Source organism: Arthrobacter sp. SLBN-112 (assembly GCF_030944625.1).
In the GTDB taxonomy this organism is placed as follows: domain Bacteria; phylum Actinomycetota; class Actinomycetes; order Actinomycetales; family Micrococcaceae; genus Arthrobacter.
Map to the genome: position 1 here is coordinate 601,729 of NZ_JAUSXY010000001.1, position 15,166 is coordinate 616,894.

Annotated in this window: 15 protein-coding genes; all 15 read right to left on the minus strand. The window is 64.7% G+C overall.

Features of this window, described 5'->3' with window-relative positions; genetic code table 11:
• Positions 1 to 8: 8 nt before the first annotated feature.
• Complete coding sequence (locus QF050_RS02895) at positions 9 to 1,196, minus strand: Gfo/Idh/MocA family oxidoreductase (RefSeq protein WP_308929070.1); 1,188 nt, start codon at positions 1,194 to 1,196, stop codon at positions 9 to 11.
• Entirely contained in the window at positions 1,193 to 1,591 is a 399-nt protein-coding gene (locus QF050_RS02900) for a DUF6379 domain-containing protein (protein WP_308929071.1), read from the minus strand. Before QF050_RS02900 ends, QF050_RS02895 begins: the two co-directional genes overlap by 4 nt.
• A 9-nt stretch (positions 1,592 to 1,600) precedes the next feature.
• Positions 1,601 to 2,665, minus strand: a complete 1,065-nt coding sequence (locus tag QF050_RS02905; protein WP_308929072.1) for a TIM barrel protein — start codon at positions 2,663 to 2,665, stop codon at positions 1,601 to 1,603.
• Between the two features lie 20 nt (positions 2,666 to 2,685).
• Complete coding sequence (locus QF050_RS02910; RefSeq protein ID WP_308929073.1) at positions 2,686 to 3,789, minus strand: sugar phosphate isomerase/epimerase; 1,104 nt, start codon at positions 3,787 to 3,789, stop codon at positions 2,686 to 2,688.
• Positions 3,786 to 4,181 carry a DUF6379 domain-containing protein gene (locus tag QF050_RS02915; RefSeq protein ID WP_308929074.1) on the minus strand — a complete coding sequence of 132 codons (396 nt, stop codon included), beginning with the start codon at positions 4,179 to 4,181 and terminating at the stop codon, positions 3,786 to 3,788. The genes QF050_RS02910 and QF050_RS02915 overlap by 4 nt, the downstream gene beginning before the upstream one ends.
• A 64-nt stretch (positions 4,182 to 4,245) precedes the next feature.
• Positions 4,246 to 5,805, minus strand: coding sequence for a GMC oxidoreductase (locus QF050_RS02920; RefSeq protein ID WP_308929075.1), 1,560 nt, complete (start codon positions 5,803 to 5,805; stop codon positions 4,246 to 4,248).
• On the minus strand, positions 5,802 to 6,578 hold the full coding sequence (locus QF050_RS02925; protein ID WP_308929076.1) for a TIM barrel protein: 777 nt from the start codon (positions 6,576 to 6,578) through the stop codon (positions 5,802 to 5,804). Before QF050_RS02925 ends, QF050_RS02920 begins: the two co-directional genes overlap by 4 nt.
• Before the next feature lie 33 nt (positions 6,579 to 6,611).
• A complete protein-coding gene (locus tag QF050_RS02930) occupies positions 6,612 to 6,983 on the minus strand; it encodes a nuclear transport factor 2 family protein (protein WP_308929077.1) in 372 nt (123 codons plus the stop codon).
• Between the two features lie 5 nt (positions 6,984 to 6,988).
• A complete protein-coding gene (locus QF050_RS02935) occupies positions 6,989 to 7,825 on the minus strand; it encodes a carbohydrate ABC transporter permease (protein WP_308929078.1) in 837 nt (278 codons plus the stop codon).
• Between the two features lie 3 nt (positions 7,826 to 7,828).
• A complete protein-coding gene (locus QF050_RS02940; protein ID WP_308929079.1) occupies positions 7,829 to 8,788 on the minus strand; it encodes an ABC transporter permease subunit in 960 nt (319 codons plus the stop codon).
• A gap of 54 nt (positions 8,789 to 8,842) precedes the next feature.
• Positions 8,843 to 10,141 (minus strand): extracellular solute-binding protein, encoded by a 1,299-nt coding sequence (locus QF050_RS02945; protein ID WP_308929080.1) that lies wholly within the window; start codon positions 10,139 to 10,141, stop codon positions 8,843 to 8,845.
• A 276-nt stretch (positions 10,142 to 10,417) separates the two neighbouring features.
• Entirely contained in the window at positions 10,418 to 11,632 is a 1,215-nt protein-coding gene (locus tag QF050_RS02950) for a GAF domain-containing sensor histidine kinase (RefSeq protein ID WP_308929081.1), read from the minus strand.
• A gap of 206 nt (positions 11,633 to 11,838) precedes the next feature.
• On the minus strand, positions 11,839 to 12,066 hold the full coding sequence (locus QF050_RS02955; RefSeq protein WP_308929082.1) for a DUF2188 domain-containing protein: 228 nt from the start codon (positions 12,064 to 12,066) through the stop codon (positions 11,839 to 11,841).
• 166 nt (positions 12,067 to 12,232) lie between these two features.
• Positions 12,233 to 13,705: a DUF6379 domain-containing protein gene (locus QF050_RS02960; RefSeq protein ID WP_308929083.1), complete on the minus strand. Its 1,473-nt coding sequence runs from the start codon at positions 13,703 to 13,705 to the stop codon at positions 12,233 to 12,235.
• Positions 13,706 to 13,715: 10 nt separating this feature from the next.
• Positions 13,716 to 15,029 (minus strand): DUF6379 domain-containing protein, encoded by a 1,314-nt coding sequence (locus QF050_RS02965; RefSeq protein WP_308929084.1) that lies wholly within the window; start codon positions 15,027 to 15,029, stop codon positions 13,716 to 13,718.
• Positions 15,030 to 15,166: the final 137 nt, after the last annotated feature.

Sequence of the window (15,166 nt, forward strand, 5' to 3'; positions counted from 1 at the left end):
CCTCCTCCTTACACTGCCGGGGCAGGGACGCCGGCGGCGACCCGTGTCCAGGCGGAACCGTTGTCAGAACTGCGTTCAACCGCCTCCAGCACCTGCTGCACCTGCAGGCCGTCGACAAAGGTCGGATGCGGGTCGGTGCCGTTGACGATGCCCTCCACAAGGTCCTTCACCTGGTGGGAGAATCCGTGCTCGTAGCCAAGCATGTGACCCGCAGGCCACCATCCTGACAGGTAGGGGTGCTCCGGCTCGGTGACCAGGATCTTCCGGAAACCCTGGCGGTCCGGGGAAGAGGTCCGGTCGTAGAACTGGACGCTGTTGAGGTCTTCCAGGTCGAAGGCGAGCGCTCCCTTGTCCCCGGAAACCTCAATCTGCAGCGCGTTCTTACGGCCGGTCGCGAAGCGGGATGCCTCGAAGGAGGCCAGCGCGCCGGATTCGAAGCGGCCGGTGAAAATGGCGATGTCGTCCACGGTCACCTTGCCGTATCCCGCTCCGGCAGTTCCGGACAGCCCCGCGCCCGATTCCAGCAATGGCCGTTCCTTCACGATCGTCTCGATCACGCCGGAGACCGTGTCAAGGTTCAGTCCGGTGACGAACTGGGCCAGGTCGATTGCGTGGGCACCGATGTCACCCAGCGCCCCGGATCCGGCGTGTTCCTTTTGCAGGCGCCACGCGAGCGGCATGTCCGGGTCAACCAGCCAGTCCTGCCGGTAGGACGCCCGCACCTGGCGGACGGTGCCCACGGCGCCTTCGGCAATGAGTTTCCGCAGGAACGTGGCGGCGGGGACGCGGCGGTAGGTGAAACCCACCATCGCGCGGAGGCCGCGGGCGGCCGCCCTTTCCGCGGCTGCGGCCATGGCTTCGGCTTCGGCCACGCTGTTGGCCAGCGGCTTCTCGCACAGGACGTGCTTCCCGGCCTCCAGTGCGGCAATGGCGATCTCGGCGTGGGAGTCGCCCGGGGTGACAATGTCGACGACGTCGATGTCTTCCCGCGCGATCACGTCGCGCCAGTCAGTGGCCGCCTCAGCCCAACCCCACTTCCGCGCAGCCTTACCTACCGCTTGGGCATTCCGGCCAACAATGACCGCCATTTCCGGCTCGGCGGGAAGATCGAACACCCGCGGAGCCGTGCGCCAGCCTTGGGAATGCGCGGCGCCCATGAAGCCGTAACCGATCATGGCCACGCGCAGGGTGGTCATGCCAGCACGACCTTTCGGTCCACTGCCACCCGGTTTCCCACGTACCGCATCGGAGCGATCTGCATGTAGAGCAGGCGGAGGGTCAGGATGACCTCGACGTCGATTTCCTCGCCGGCGTCGGGAACGCGGTCCAGCGGGATGATGATGTCCGGCTTGTCAGCCACAAACCACAAGGTTTCCCACTGCTCCGGGAGCTCCGCGATGGAGTATGACTTGCCCTGCAGCTCGAAGCGGAGGGATTCCTTGGAGATTTCCACACCGTTGACGGTTGCCGCGACGTCGTCCACGGCGGACAGCCAGAGGCTGCGGTACCACGGCAGTTGCACCGCTACGGAGATGCCTTCCGGGTGCCTGCGGACGTCGGTGTCCTGGAACAGCGAATTGTGAGTTGCCATGGGCTTTCCTTACTTAGCGGTCTCGACCAGGGTCGGGTGGGAGTCAGAGGCGTTTGGTGCGACGGCGTCTTCGATGGCACTGCGCATCAGGGCGTGCTGCTTCTTCACCAGCTCGATGGGATCGGATTCGCCGAGGTCGGCGAAGGCATGGCCCTCCCATTCGCTGGACAGGAAGCCCTGGTAGCCGCCCTTGACGAACTGGCGCACAATCCGCGGAATGTCCATGGCGGGCTCGTTGCCCTTCTCGTCAATGTCGTAGAACTTTGCATGGACGTGGAACATCTGCGGCATGATGTCCAGCCATTCCTCCGGCGGAACCAGGCCGTGCATGTTGAACGCCAGCCGGGTGAACGGACCAAGCTGCGCCGGATCGAAGTTGTTTTCCCGCAGGTAGTCCTCAAACTCCTGGTTGCGTTCCTGCATGGGCAGGGGCTTGCGCCAGATGTCCTGCATGACGGCAAAGTGCTCTTGGGGCAAGCCCATTTGGGTCAGCGTGCGGAACAGAGTGGGCGAAAGGCTGTGCATGGTGGAGCTGAAGTCCGCGGTGAAGCCCAGCCGCTCGCTGTCCAGCTCGGCGTACATCTCCCGGATCTGAAGGATCTTCGGATCGTTGGGACCCTGGGGGGCGTGGATCTCGTAGCCCAGCTTCTGGTCGTACTTTTCGGCCAGGGGAAGAAGGCGCCGCAGCAGTTCCTTGCCGGCTGACCGGATGACGATCTTGTTGAAGCCCAGCGTGTTGGCGGTCTTGAGTTGCCTGGCGAAGAAGTCGAACTCCTCGTCCGGCGTCATGTCCCGTTCCTTGCGGCGGCCCATGTCCAGGTTGGTGCCGACGGCGCTGGGCGTGAGGCCGTAGCGGTCCATGCTGTCGCGCCACAGTTTCACGAAGTCGTCGTCCACGTCGGGATAGGTGCGCAACATTTGGGCGATATTGAATTCGACGCCGGGGCCGAGGCCTTCGTCGGCCGCGGCCTTGATCAGCGTTTCGGGCGTGTAGAGCCCGGCGGCGAATTCAGAGGTGAGTGAGTAGAGGGTGATGCCAAGCTCGATGCCGGAGCCGGCGATGCCTTCAGTCATGGTTAATGGTCCCTTCGGTGTCAGCCGCGGACGGGCTGGGCGAGGTGGCTGTTGAGGATGCGGCGTGCTTCCGCGGGGTCGGTGATCATGGCCGAGCCGGCGTTGGCTGCGGCTGACCGCTGGACGGCCTGCTCGCCGCGGATGATGTCGAACGGGTCCTGCCAGTTGTTCCAGTGCCAGCCTTCGTATTCGCTGGAGATCGCGCCGGAGTAGCCGTTCTCCACCAGTTGGCGGACCAGGCCGCGCACCGGCACGGACGGCTCTTCGCCGTTCTCGTCGATGCCGAAGAACTTTCCGTGGACGTGCCGGACCCACGGCATGATTTCCAGCCAGGTGTCCAGCGGCGCGGGGCCGAAGAGGCCGGTTCCGTTGATGGCGAAGTCGATGCCCAGGTCCGGCCGGCCGTTGCGGGCGGCAAGGCCGATGAAGGCGCCGAACCGTTCCCCGTGGACTTTCTGGGTGTTGGGCGGTCCTTCCGCGTAGAAACCGTTCCACAAGTCCACCACCTGCTGGAGCAGGTCCTCGGACGCTCCGCGGCGGCGGTATGCCTCCAACAGCGAAGGCGCGAAGCCGGTGACGGTGGCGCCCCAGTCGGCAGTGAACCCCAGGAGTGGTGAATCGAGCTTCTCGTAGCGGTCGCGCAGCGCAAGGACGCGTTCGTGCGCGCCGTGCTGGTCTGCGTGGACCTCCAGCGCCAGCGTGACGCCGTACTTTTCTGCAACGGGAAGGAGGCTCTCCATGGCATCAGGCGTCAGCGAGATTTGCACCCGGGCAATCGGGAAGCCGAGCCGGGCTGCCACTTCGATCTGCTTGCGCATGTATTCGACCAGTTCATCGTGGTTCATGAGCCGGTCACGGCGGATTCCGGTGTCAACGTTGACGGCGAGCGAGGTGGGCACCAGGTCCACCTCCGCCACAAGGTCCCGGAACTGCCCCACGAAGTTGTCGTCGACGCGGTCGGGGAAGCCGCGCAGGCTGGAGAAGCCGATGATTTCGAGCCCGGGGCCAAAGCCTTCGGCCGCGACTTTGCGGATCAGGCCGTCAAGGTCGTACTCCCGGCCATGGAAGGCACGGGTGAAGCTGTAAAGGGTGACGCCCTGGATGGGCGTGCCGGGGCTGGTCATCGCTGTGCCACCTTCATGGTCTTGGTGTCGTGCTCTTCGATGTGCAGCACGCCGTGGTCGGTGATGATGTAGGGGATGTAGAGCTTCACGTCCACCCGCACCTCGTGCCCGGCGCGGGAAGCATCCACCGGCAGGTCACCGGAAAGAACTGCGGAGTCCAGCGGGAACCACCACTCGTCGGTCTGGTCCACGAGCTCCTCAAAGCTGAACGTGCGGTTGTTCATGGTCCAGCGCAGTGATTCCTCCGGCGCCGCAACCCCGTCAATGGTGAGTGCTGCCCCGGCAATGCAGGACCCGGGAAGGGCCCGGTACCAGGGAATACGGACCTCGACGGCGGCGCGGCCGTCATGACTGGTGAGTGTTCCTTGCTCGATTATGCGGTCGGCGATCATCGAGACCTCCTTGTCTGCGGCATGCCTTGCCTGCATCGGAAAAGCGGCAGCTTCCGCTTATTCATTATTTAGTCATTCTATTGTCTGAATCAGACATAAGTAAAGTATCGGCGAGTTCCGCAGCGATCTTTCCTGCCCCGCGGACCGCGAGCGCCACCGATGTCAGGGTAGGATTGCACGCCGTAGCGGTGGGAATTACGCCATTGCCGGCCACGAAGAGGCCGGGGACCTGCCAGACCTCGCTGTCCGGGGAACACACGCTCCCGCCGTCGTCGTACTGCCCCATCCGTGTGGTGCCCTGGTAGTGCAGCGAGGCACCCGGCGGGAGGACGAAGGGCCGCTCATCAAGCGGCTCCCCCACGGCCTTGCCGAGCCGCACGATCTCCTGCTGGGCCCGCTCCAGCACCTCCCGGTCCTTTTCGGTCAGGCTGTAGTGGATGCGCAGGGCAGGCATCCCGCAGCTGTCCAGCGTGCCATCGTCGAACGCCACCCTGTCCTCGCGCTGGAGGTCCTTGGCGCAGAACAGCCCCAGCCCCACGATCGATCCGGGAACGACGGGGTCGTCCTCAGCCAAGGGAATGGGCGAAGCATCCAACTGCATGATCTGGCCGTGGAAGGGCATGTCATCCGTATAGGGCACCCAGGTCACGCCACTTTGCTCACTGAGGGCTCCGTCTGCACGCGCCTGCCCCTCCTCGACGCTGACGCCGCGAAGACGGGTGGCAAATACCACCTGCGACTGGTCATTGAGGTACCGGCCCAGTGCATCGGGCCTGATTCCGGACGCCCACAGCAACTGGGGGGTGCGCAGGGCGTCACCGCCCACCACCACATAGCGCGCGGCCACCCGGTGCGTGCCTCCACCGCGGCGGTCTTCCACCTCCACACCGGCGGCGCGCCCGCCCTCGACCAGGACACGCCGGACCAAGGACTCGTCGAACAGGTCGAACCGTGGGTTTTCCCGGGTGGCATCGCCCATGACGACGTCGGATCCGGACCACACGAGGCGGCCGTCGCCACGCCGGTGAACAGCGAGCGGCATGGGCTGGACGTGGAAGGCCGGGTTTCGGCCGTCGTCAACGGCGGCGGCGAGACGGTCGTGGACGAGGCGGGAGAACGGTGCCGACTCGAAGGCGGAAGTGGTGACGCCGAGGAGGCGGCCGGCTTCCTCCAGCAGTTGCTCCAGGTCCGGCAGGAAACCGATGCGCTCCTTTCCGCCGGGGCGGGGGCAGGCGGCGGTCCAGTGGGCGGCCATGCCGCCCACGTTGCTGGACATTGCCGCTACGGGCATCCCGTCCTCACCGGGGAACGCGTAGCCGTCCTGCAGCAGGTACGTTCCGGGCCGGGCCCGGCGTTCGCCGCTCTTGACGGCGCCGGGTGAGTTGACCGTCTCGGCCCCGGCCCCGGGGCCTTCCGATGCCCGCTGGGCGGCTGCACGGAGGTTCTCATCCTCGATGTTCTTGACGTGGGCGCCCGGCGGATTGCTCACCGTGGGACCCACCTCAAACATGGCGATGCTGGCTCCGGGAGCCCTCTCGCTGAGGATGCGGGCATACGCGGACGCGGTGGGGCCGCTGCCGACGATCGCTACATCGACGGCGGCCGGGTAGCGGTTGCTGCTCACCGCCCAGCCGCCAGTTCCTGGATGCGCCGGACAGACTTGGCGGACTCGATGGTGGGGTAGTACTCAAGCCCGACGGGACCGGTGTAGCCGCTGTCCTGCAGGTCGGAAAGCCTGGCGGACCAGTCGATGGAACCGGAGCCCGGCTCGCCGCGGCCCGGCGCGTCGGCAATCTGGACGTAATTGATCAGGCCGCCGGCGTTGGCCAGTTCCGCCACCACGTCCTCGCCTTCCACCGTTGAGTGGTAGAGGTCGTAGAGGACGCCGAAGTTGGGCGAGTCCACTCCCCTGGCGATGTAAACGGCTTCGGAGGTCCTGTCCAGCAACGCTCCGGGGTGGTCCACCCGGGTGTTGACCGGTTCCAGGACCAGGGTGATGCCGGATCCGTCGATGTGGGCCGTTGCCTTGGCGAAGATTTCGATCAGTTCGTCGAGCTGGTCCTGCCGTTTCCGGCCGCCGAAGCCGGTCCCGCTGCCCACTACCATCCGGGGGCAGCCCAGCTGCCGCGCAACCTCCACCCCGGCATCCAGGCCCGCATAGAAGGGGGCGTGGTCCTTGGGCGGGATCATGAACTGCATCCGGGGTTCAGCGAGCTGGGCGGTGAGCTGGACGCCGGTTTCCTGCAGCGCCTCTTTGAGGGCGGGGATGTCCTTGCCGGTGGGGCCCCACATTTCCACCGCATCAAAGCCTGCCGCGGCGGCCGCGCGGACTCGGTCTGCTGCGCTGTCGCCTGCCTCAGAGAACAAAAGGTCGATATTGGGTGCAAGTTGGAACATGGCTGTCTCCTGAAATCGTTGGGAAGTAGTTGCCTAAAACATGGGGTGGTCGTGGACCGGATGGTCGGGGACGGGCTGCAGCACGTCCCAGTGCTCCACGATGCGCCCGGCTTCGAAGCGGTAGATGTCTGCGACGGCGGCATCAGGACGTCCGGGGCCTGAAGCGCGGACGTGCACCATTGCCAGGTCCCCGTCAACGAGGATCCGCTGGACCTCGAAGCGGGAGTCCGGGGCATCGTCGAACTTCGGCGTGAGCATCCGGATGGCGGCCTCCGGACCATCCGGGATGCTGGGATTGTGCTGCCGGTACTCGTCGGCGACAAGGAACCCGAAGGCTTCCCGCACCCGTTTTTGGGTGTAGAAGATCTCCACGAAGCGTTCAAACGCCTCGCGGTTGCCGGCCATGCGGGTCAGCCTTTGAGTCCGCCGGAGAAGCCCTGGATAAAGCGCTTCTGCGCAAACAGGAACAACGCCAGGATGGGAATCATGGATACGATTACGATCGCGAAGATGGAATTCCACTTCGAGACCAGCGAGCCGATGAAGTAGTACATGGCCACCGGGAGTGTCTGGTTGGCGGATCCGCCCAGGAAGATCAGCGAAGTGAAGAAGTCGTTCCACACGATCAGCCCGGCGAAGATGGTGACCGTTCCGGTGGCCGGAGCCATCATGGGAAACACCACTTTGGAGAAGACCTGCGTCTTGCTGGCGCCGTCGATCGTGGCGGCTTCCTCGTAGTCCGTACCGAGGCCACGGAAGAAGTTCGAGTACAGGAAGATTGAGAGCGGCAGCAGCATCCCGGTGTACAGGACGATCAGGCCCCAGGCCGATCCGGTGAGCCCCAGCCCACGGGCGCCCATGTACAGCGGCACGGCGCCGAGCTGGCCCGGAAGGATGATGGCCACCAGGAAGAGGTAGTACGCCGCCTTGCTCCACCTGCGGGTGCTGCGGGAAATAACGTAGCCGGTGATGGACCCCAGCGCGATCAACCCGATGATGCTCCCGGCGGTGATGATGACGCTGTTGACCAGGCCGGCCATAACGTTGGAATTGCCCGTGGCCGTAAGGACTTTCACGAAGTTGCCAAAGTCCGGATTCGCGGGAAGGGCCAGGGCAGAGGTTGTGTACATTTCGCTGTCCGGCTTCAGGGCCGTGGTCACCAGGAAGTAGAACGGGGCGAGGAAGACCAGGGCCAGGGCCCAGAGCCCGATTTCGCGGATCAGGGTGAATTTCGTGTAGCGGAACATGGGTTAGTCCTCAGGATTCGATCGCGTCAGCCGCTGCTGGATCACGGCGAAGATCAGGATGATGAAGGCGAGGACCAGGGCCAGGGCAGCTCCCCCGCCAAAGTTGCCCAGCGCGAACGCCTGCTTGTACACCTGCGTGGCAAGCGTTTCCGTGGCCCCTGCCGGGCCGCCGCCGGTGAGTGCCATGATGGGGTCGAAGACCCGGAGGCCCTGGACAATTCCCAGCGTGGTGGCGATCGCGACGGCGGGACGGATCGCCGGCAGCGTGACGTTCCGGAAGCGCTGCCACAGGTTGGCGCCGTCGATCGCCGCGGCTTCTTCGACCTCCACCGCAACACCGGCGAGTCCGGCCATGAAGATCACCATGGCGAACCCGGTGGAGGACCACACGAGGACAACAAGGACCGTCCAGATGGCCCACTGGGGGTCGGCGAGCCAGGGCTTTGCCAGTTCTCCGAGGCCGGCTGCCTTCAGCAGGACGTTGATGGGGCCGTTGAAGTCGAAGATGTACTTCCAGATGTAGGCGGTGGCAAGCGGGCTAAGGACCACCGGCATGAAGAAGAGCGTGCGGAGGATGTAGCGCGTCTTCAGGACCCGGTTCAGTCCCAGTGCGATGATCAACCCGGCGACGTTGCCCAGCAATACCGACCCGAAGGCCAGGAACAGCGTGTTGGAGAGGGCGCCGACCTTCGTGGGGTCCTTGAAAATTGCCTCGAAGTTGTACAAACCGGTGATCTTGAAGGAACCGATTCCCGTCCAGTTGGTGAAGGCGAAGAACCCGCCGATACCGGTTGCCACGTAGTGGATGGCGATGACGAGGGCGATCCCGGGGAGCGCCCACCACCAGTGTCCAAACTCCAGGGAGCGGGACCGGGGACGGGCGGGACGGCCCGCCCCCGGCGCGCGCTTGCCTCGCCGGGGTGCTTCTGCTGCTTCGCTCTTGGGTTGCATCGTCGCAGTCATGATAATTCCTTGCTTGTCCCGTTGAGTCGTTGGAACGGTAGTGGAGTGGAAGACTTACTGTCCCCAGGCGGCATCCATGGCCTGCAGAACCTGGTCAGTGGTCTTCTGCCCGGTGATCAACCCTTGGACGCCGGTGGCCAGGGCGTCGTAGACCGACGAGTTGGGCCACTGGCTGTTGGGCAGCGGGCCATACTTTCCGCCCTTGATCAGGTCGCCCACGTTCTTGTAGGCGCTGCCGTTGAAGTCGTAGCTGTCCAGTCCGCTGACGGGAAGGGCGCCATCAATCTCGGCAAAGGCCTTGGTCTGTTCCGGCTCCGCCGCCCAGTCGAGGAAGGCCTTGGCCGCGTCCTTGTTCTTGGAGGCGGCGTTGATGGAGAAGGCGTAGTTTGCGCTGGCAAACGTGTAGGCCTTGTCCGAGGCCTGCTCGGCCGGGAGGGCACGGACATCGAATTCCGAACCGGCTGCCGCGGTCTTCAGCTGCTTCCAGCTGGGGGCGGGAATGAAGCCGGCAACGGAGGTTCCGCTGGCAAGGCCCTGGGTGATTGCGTCAAATCCTGCGCCGGCCGCACCCTGCTGGAAGCAGCCGGCGTCATTGAGCTTCTTGACCGCTTCGAGGGATGACTTCCATCCGTCCGAGCCCGCGAACGTTACCTGGTTTGAGGTCCTCTGGGCGTTCCATTCAGGATCATCGGCGTACACCCGACCGGCGGCCAGGGACATCGCCATCAGCCCGGTGTTGGGGGCAGCCGCGCCGGCCAGGGCGAAGAATGACTTACCGGAAGACTGAAGGTTTTTGCACTGCTTCTCCAAGGAGGCGAAGTCTGCGGGGAAGTCAGTGATGCCGGCTGCCTTCGCTGCCGTCTCGTTGGCCACCAGGCCCACCACGGTGATTTCCATGGCCTGGCCGTAGACCTTGCTGTCCGCGCCGAACAGTGCGTCGCTGCCGGCGGGAACCAGTTTCTTGGCGGCATCGTCCAGCGGCTCCAGGAAGCCTGCCTGCGCGAGGGGCAGGATGCTGCGCCCCTGGCCGGAACCGGGCGTGGTGACCACGACGTCCGAGGCGTTGCCGGCCTGGAGCTGGGTCCGCAGGGTCTGGTCATAGGAGTCATTTGGCTGGGGGTTGAACGTGATCTTCACGTTCGAGTGGGACTTCATGTAGTCCTCTGCCAGCGTCTGGAAGGGGCTCTCGATGTTGTTGGAGGTGGCGAAGGAGAGGGAGAATTCCTGGGTTCCACCCGAAGAAGAGGTGCTGCCGGCGGAGGTGGAGCAGCCAGAGAGGGCGAGGGCCGCAATGGTGGGGACGGCGAGGGCGCCAACTACCTTCAAACCCGCGGAGCGACGGTGCTGTGTCATGTCCAGCCTTTCAGACTTCGTTGTCGAGGAATCCGGGGTCGTGACCCCGGTCACTCACAAGTATGCGGGAGATGTGCAGAAAAAGCACATAAGTATTGCAGATGACAGACATAAGTTTCACGAAGGTTCACAGAAGGATCGCATGACCGGCCCGGCTCCGGTCCCATTTTGGGGACCCCACAATGTCCAGCGGTGGCACCCCGTCCCTAACCGGGGCGCCGAGCATGAATGGAGGCGGGGCCTCTTCACGGAGGCAGCCGGCGTCGTGGCGGCCGGTTAGCTGTCAGGTCCCAGGTGAATGGTGACAATGGTCCCGGAGCCGGGGGCGGCCCCGAGTTCAAGTCGCCCGCCGGCCGCGGCGGCTATCCGGGCGCAAGTCGCCAGGCCTAGGCCGGATCCGGGCGGGTCCCCCTGGCGGTCAAGGCGCACCAGCGGATCGAGGACGCGTTCGCGGTCGGCAGCGGCGATGCCCTTGCCATTGTCGACCACGCGCAGGACCGCGCCGTCTTCGCCGCGGTGACCGGTGATGTGGATGACCGGCGGGACGCCTGGCCGGCGGTAAGTGAGGGCATTGTGGATCACGTTCTGCAGCAGTACCCGGGTCTGGACCGGGTCCGCGGTAAATGTCAGCTCCCCCCAGTCCACGGACGCTCCGGTCTCCTCCATGGCGGCGGCAAGGTCCGCTATGACTTCCTGAACCAGGCCTGCGAGGGAAACCCTGGCCGGCCGCAGGTCTCCGCCGATGGTGGCGAACGCCAGGACGTCCTCGACCATCGACAACATCCGCCGCCCGGTCCTGCCGACAATGCCCAGATACTCCGGCAGCCGGGTGTCATCACCTGCTTCGACGTCCATCTCGCCCAGTTCCACAAATCCGAGGATCGAGGTCAGCGGGTTGCGGAGGTCGTGGCTGATCCGGCCGGCAAACTCCGCCAGGAGGGTGTTGCTGCGCTCAGCTTCGGCCAGCGCATCAGCCAGGCGGCGCGCACGGTGTTCCAGCTGCAGGACGTCTACGATTTGGGCAGCGAGCGTCTCAAGGCCGCGGAGTTGTTCGCCGCTGAGGCGTCCCGCTTCCCGGCCGCCGGCACATAAGGTCCCCAGGACAAATCCGTCGTTCGTTGCCAACGGGATCGAGGCGTAGAACCTGGCGCTGCTCCGACGGCCATCAACGTAGGGATTATCGCGGTACCTGGGATCGAGGGAAGCATCCTCGAGGACGGTGGGTTCCCCGCTGAGGAACCCCACCGCGCACATGGAGTCTTCCCTGGTGCACAGATACGGCTCCATCCCGGCCGTGGCTGCCTGGTACTGGAGGTCTTCGGTAATGATGTTGATGGCGGTTACCGGCTGGCCACAGACCGTGCGGGCCAGTTCGACAAGGTTCTGCAACCGTTCCGACGCAGCCGGGACCTCCACATGTCCCTCCGGACCAGGAATTGGCAGTCCGGTTCCGGCGAGGACTGCGTCACGAACCATCTCATTCACGGTCATGGCCTGTGCACCTTGTCATCAGGGCACGGGAAACACCGGCCATCCGCACACGCGGTGGCCAAGCCTTCCATGCCGGGATCGTCCACCGATCCAGCATCCCATAGAGGCGCCGCCGCGCGGGGAGAACACAGGAGGGCCCGGCTCAAATCCATGAGCCGACCTTCCCTGCCCCCACGCAGCGCGGCGCCTGAGGCGTGGTCTGTCAATCAGCCCGGGACGTTCCGGGGATCGTTGCCGTAGCTGAACTTCTCACCGATCCGGCCATCCTGGTTCTTGATGACGTGTTCCACCTTGTCCGCTTTCGCGGCGTCCCGGCCGGCGGCCACCGCCTCTTCCTTTGTGCCATAGCCGGCCCCGAAAGCACGATCAGCGCCTTCGCGCTTGTTCTTCCAGTGGCCGTCTTCGTAGTACGTCTCGATATCACCCTGAGCCATTGCACACTCCTCTGCCGTTCGGTTCCAAGACACCTGCTGCGCAAGCGCGGATAGCGGAAAGCCCCGCAGCACAAGATGTAAAGCGGGGCCTTCCTGGCAACCACTCCGCCTGATGGGGGACGGGCGGAGAAGCTGACACCAAACTAATAGAAAGCATGCTTAGTTTTCAAGCCAGCACGGAGCGCATGCTCTTCCGAATCAGGTCATGCTGCCTGCGCACCAGCAGCAAGGGATCCACCTCGCCCAGTTCAGCGAAGGCGTGACCTTCCCATTCACTTGACCAGTAGCCGCGGTAGCCGCCCTCGACGAAGACGCGAACCAGCTCCGGATAGTCGATCGCAGGCTCGTTGCCGTCGTCGTCGATGTCGTAGAACTTGGCGTGGACGTGCAGGATCTGGGGCATGATGTCCGCCCATTCCCGCGGGCTGACATGGCCGTGCATGTTGAAGGCGAGGTGGGCGAAGGAGCCAAGCCGGGCAGGATCGAAGGCACGGCCCTTGAGGTAGCCGATGAACTCCTCCTGGCGGGCCCGCATCGGGGCATCGGTGGCCCAAATGGCCTGCAGCTTCTCCAGTGCTTCGTCGTCAAGGCCCGCACGGCGGACAGCCCGAAGGAGCGTGGGCGACATGCTGTGCATGGTCGAGGAAAAATCGGCGACGAATCCCAGCAGCGGCGAATTGAACTCCGCATACACGTCGCGGACCTTCATGATTTCCGGCGAGTTCGGCCCCAGTGGTGCATGGATCTCGTAAGCGAGCTGGAGTTCCAACTTTTCAGCCAAGGGCAGGAGCCGGCGCAGCAGATCCGGCTTGGCGCTTTGGATCCGGACCAGCGGGAAGCCAAGTTTTTTGGCGCCGTGGAAGAGAGTTTCCGTGAACTCGTACTCCTCGTCCGGGGTCATATCACGGTCGCGCCGCCGGCCCATGTCCAGATTGGCCCCAAAGGAACTGGCGGCGAAGCCGTGTTTGTCGAAGGCAGCCTGCCAGGATCGGGCGAAATCATCCGTGACGCACGGATAGGAGGGCAGGACCTGGGATGCGACGATCTCGATGCCGGGGCCGATTCCCAGTTCTGCAACGCGGTTGAGCAGGCCGTCGAAGTCGTACCAGCCGGCCCTGAACTCGGCGCTTGCCGAGTACAGCGTCAGGCCCAGCGAGAAGGGATCCCGGCCAGTCGTGGGCGGAGGGGGCGCGTCCGCCGTCGCCAAGGCCGGTGCGGGTGCCGGCCGGTCCGTGACGGTCAAGTCCAGGGTTTGGTTCACAAAATTGGGGACGTACATGCCGGGGCCACCATCGCGGCCCGGGGCAATTTGCATGTAAGGCAGGCGCAGCTCACCGGTGAGGTGGACCGTGTGCCGGCTGCCAAGGGCAACGGGATTGTCCCTTCTGGCAATGAGGAGGGGGTGCTCCTGGAGGTACCAGAGGGTTTCGCTTTGGGCGGGCAGGTCCGGGAGCGCGTAACGGGTGCGCCCCAGCTCCAGGGACAGATCCCCGCCGGAGATTTCCTCGCCGTCGATGGTGAGTTTAAGGCTGGTGACCGAGGAGAGCCACAGGCTCCGGTACCACGGGATGGTCAGGGCAACGGCAAGGCCCTCCGGATGGGCACGGAGGCTGGATTCGTCAAGGAGTCCGTTAGGCATGCGGGTCTCTTTACTGTGAGCTGGGATGGGTCAGGCGAGGTTGGACGTGATGCGCCGAATCAGGCGCGTGCTGGCGCCGCACCTGTTCGATGGCCCGCCACGGAGTCCGGTCGCCCTCGTACTCGCTGGACAGGAAGCCGGTGTAGCCGGCGTCCTTGAGGGCTTGGAGCACCGGATGCCACGGAATTTGCTGGTCTTCCAACTGCTCGTTGATGTCGTGGAATTTTGCCTGGATGAACACCACGTACGGTGCTATGTCCTTCAGGTCTCCGGGGTCGACGCCGATGCCGTCCAGGAACGCTGGCCGGGTTTCCCGGCTCTCCCCTTCGCGCAGCGGGATGGGGCGGTCCTGGAAGATCCCGGTATCGATGAGCAGGCCGAAATTCTTGGTGCCGGTGCGCTCGATCAAGCCAATGTAGTCGTCCACCACGGGGTGTTTGATGGGTGTCGGGGAGTGGATCTCGGGGCAGATGACCACTCCCAGCTCATGCGCCAGGTCCAGTGACCGCTCCACGGATTCGGTCCAGATGGGATCCGGCACAAGGTCGCTGGAGACGACGCCAATCTTGGGCCGGACGAAGCTGAAGCCCAGCCGGCTGGCGAGTTTCAGGTCCCTCTGCAGCGCCTCCGCCCCTTCGGCGGCGGTCATGGACCGCCCCGGGTGCAGCCGGGTATCGATCCACGACCCGTAGTTGGTGGGCTCCAGCGAGTATTTCTCGAGCAGGTTGAACCAGTGATCAGTCCAGGCCGGGGACGGTTCCGGGTAGCCGGGGACGTGCCCCTCGCCAAGGATCTCAACACCGGTGGCGCCAATGTCGGCCACGTGGGCCAGGGCGGTTTCCAGGTCCAGGACGGTCCCGTAGTCGCCCATGGAGCTATAAAGGGAGACGCCGTATTGGAACGTGCCCTCACCACCTTCGGGCGCCAGCGTGACCTTGCGGCTGACCCGGTGGACTGTGGGCTGATGCTCCACCGGGATGTAGGACATCCTGAGGCGCAGCTCAATAGTAAGTTCGTGCACTCCCTGCGGCAGGCCGCCGTCGAGCGGGACGGTGATGACCGCCGCCTCCTCCAAAGGCCACCGGACGCCGTCGCTTTCCCACAACTGCTGCAGGGTGAAGGTGCGGCCCCCGAAACTCCACAGCGGTACGTGGGGCTCCACGTCCACCAGGCTGCCCACGCGCACAGCGACGCCGTCGATGAGGGACGCGGCCATGCCCCGGTAGGAGGGCATCCGGACCCGGAACTGGAACCCTGTGACGCGACCGCCTTCGGTGACGTTGCGGAAGCCTGCGGACTGGATGAGGTCTCTTTCGAGAAGCATCGTTGCTCACTCTCTCTAGGTGCCCACCGATCATAACAGCATTATGTCTAATTTCTACTAAAGTATGTAGACTTCCTCCCTAACTCCACGTATCGAACAGAAGTGGGGCACCGACTGGACTCCGGCCGGCCATGGGG

Coding starts and splice junctions, on each gene's coding strand:
- QF050_RS02895 (WP_308929070.1), bottom strand. CDS start 1,196: ATGACCACCCTGCGCGTGGCCATGATCGGTTACGGCTTCATGGGCGCC.
- QF050_RS02900 (WP_308929071.1), bottom strand. CDS start 1,591: ATGGCAACTCACAATTCGCTGTTCCAGGACACCGACGTCCGCAGGCAC.
- QF050_RS02905 (WP_308929072.1), bottom strand. CDS start 2,665: ATGACTGAAGGCATCGCCGGCTCCGGCATCGAGCTTGGCATCACCCTC.
- QF050_RS02910 (WP_308929073.1), bottom strand. CDS start 3,789: ATGACCAGCCCCGGCACGCCCATCCAGGGCGTCACCCTTTACAGCTTC.
- QF050_RS02915 (WP_308929074.1), bottom strand. CDS start 4,181: ATGATCGCCGACCGCATAATCGAGCAAGGAACACTCACCAGTCATGAC.
- QF050_RS02925 (WP_308929076.1), bottom strand. CDS start 6,578: ATGTTCCAACTTGCACCCAATATCGACCTTTTGTTCTCTGAGGCAGGC.
- QF050_RS02930 (WP_308929077.1), bottom strand. CDS start 6,983: ATGGCCGGCAACCGCGAGGCGTTTGAACGCTTCGTGGAGATCTTCTAC.
- QF050_RS02935 (WP_308929078.1), bottom strand. CDS start 7,825: ATGTTCCGCTACACGAAATTCACCCTGATCCGCGAAATCGGGCTCTGG.
- QF050_RS02940 (WP_308929079.1), bottom strand. CDS start 8,788: ATGACTGCGACGATGCAACCCAAGAGCGAAGCAGCAGAAGCACCCCGG.
- QF050_RS02945 (WP_308929080.1), bottom strand. CDS start 10,141: ATGACACAGCACCGTCGCTCCGCGGGTTTGAAGGTAGTTGGCGCCCTC.
- QF050_RS02950 (WP_308929081.1), bottom strand. CDS start 11,632: ATGACCGTGAATGAGATGGTTCGTGACGCAGTCCTCGCCGGAACCGGA.
- QF050_RS02955 (WP_308929082.1), bottom strand. CDS start 12,066: ATGGCTCAGGGTGATATCGAGACGTACTACGAAGACGGCCACTGGAAG.
- QF050_RS02960 (WP_308929083.1), bottom strand. CDS start 13,705: ATGCCTAACGGACTCCTTGACGAATCCAGCCTCCGTGCCCATCCGGAG.
- QF050_RS02965 (WP_308929084.1), bottom strand. CDS start 15,029: ATGCTTCTCGAAAGAGACCTCATCCAGTCCGCAGGCTTCCGCAACGTC.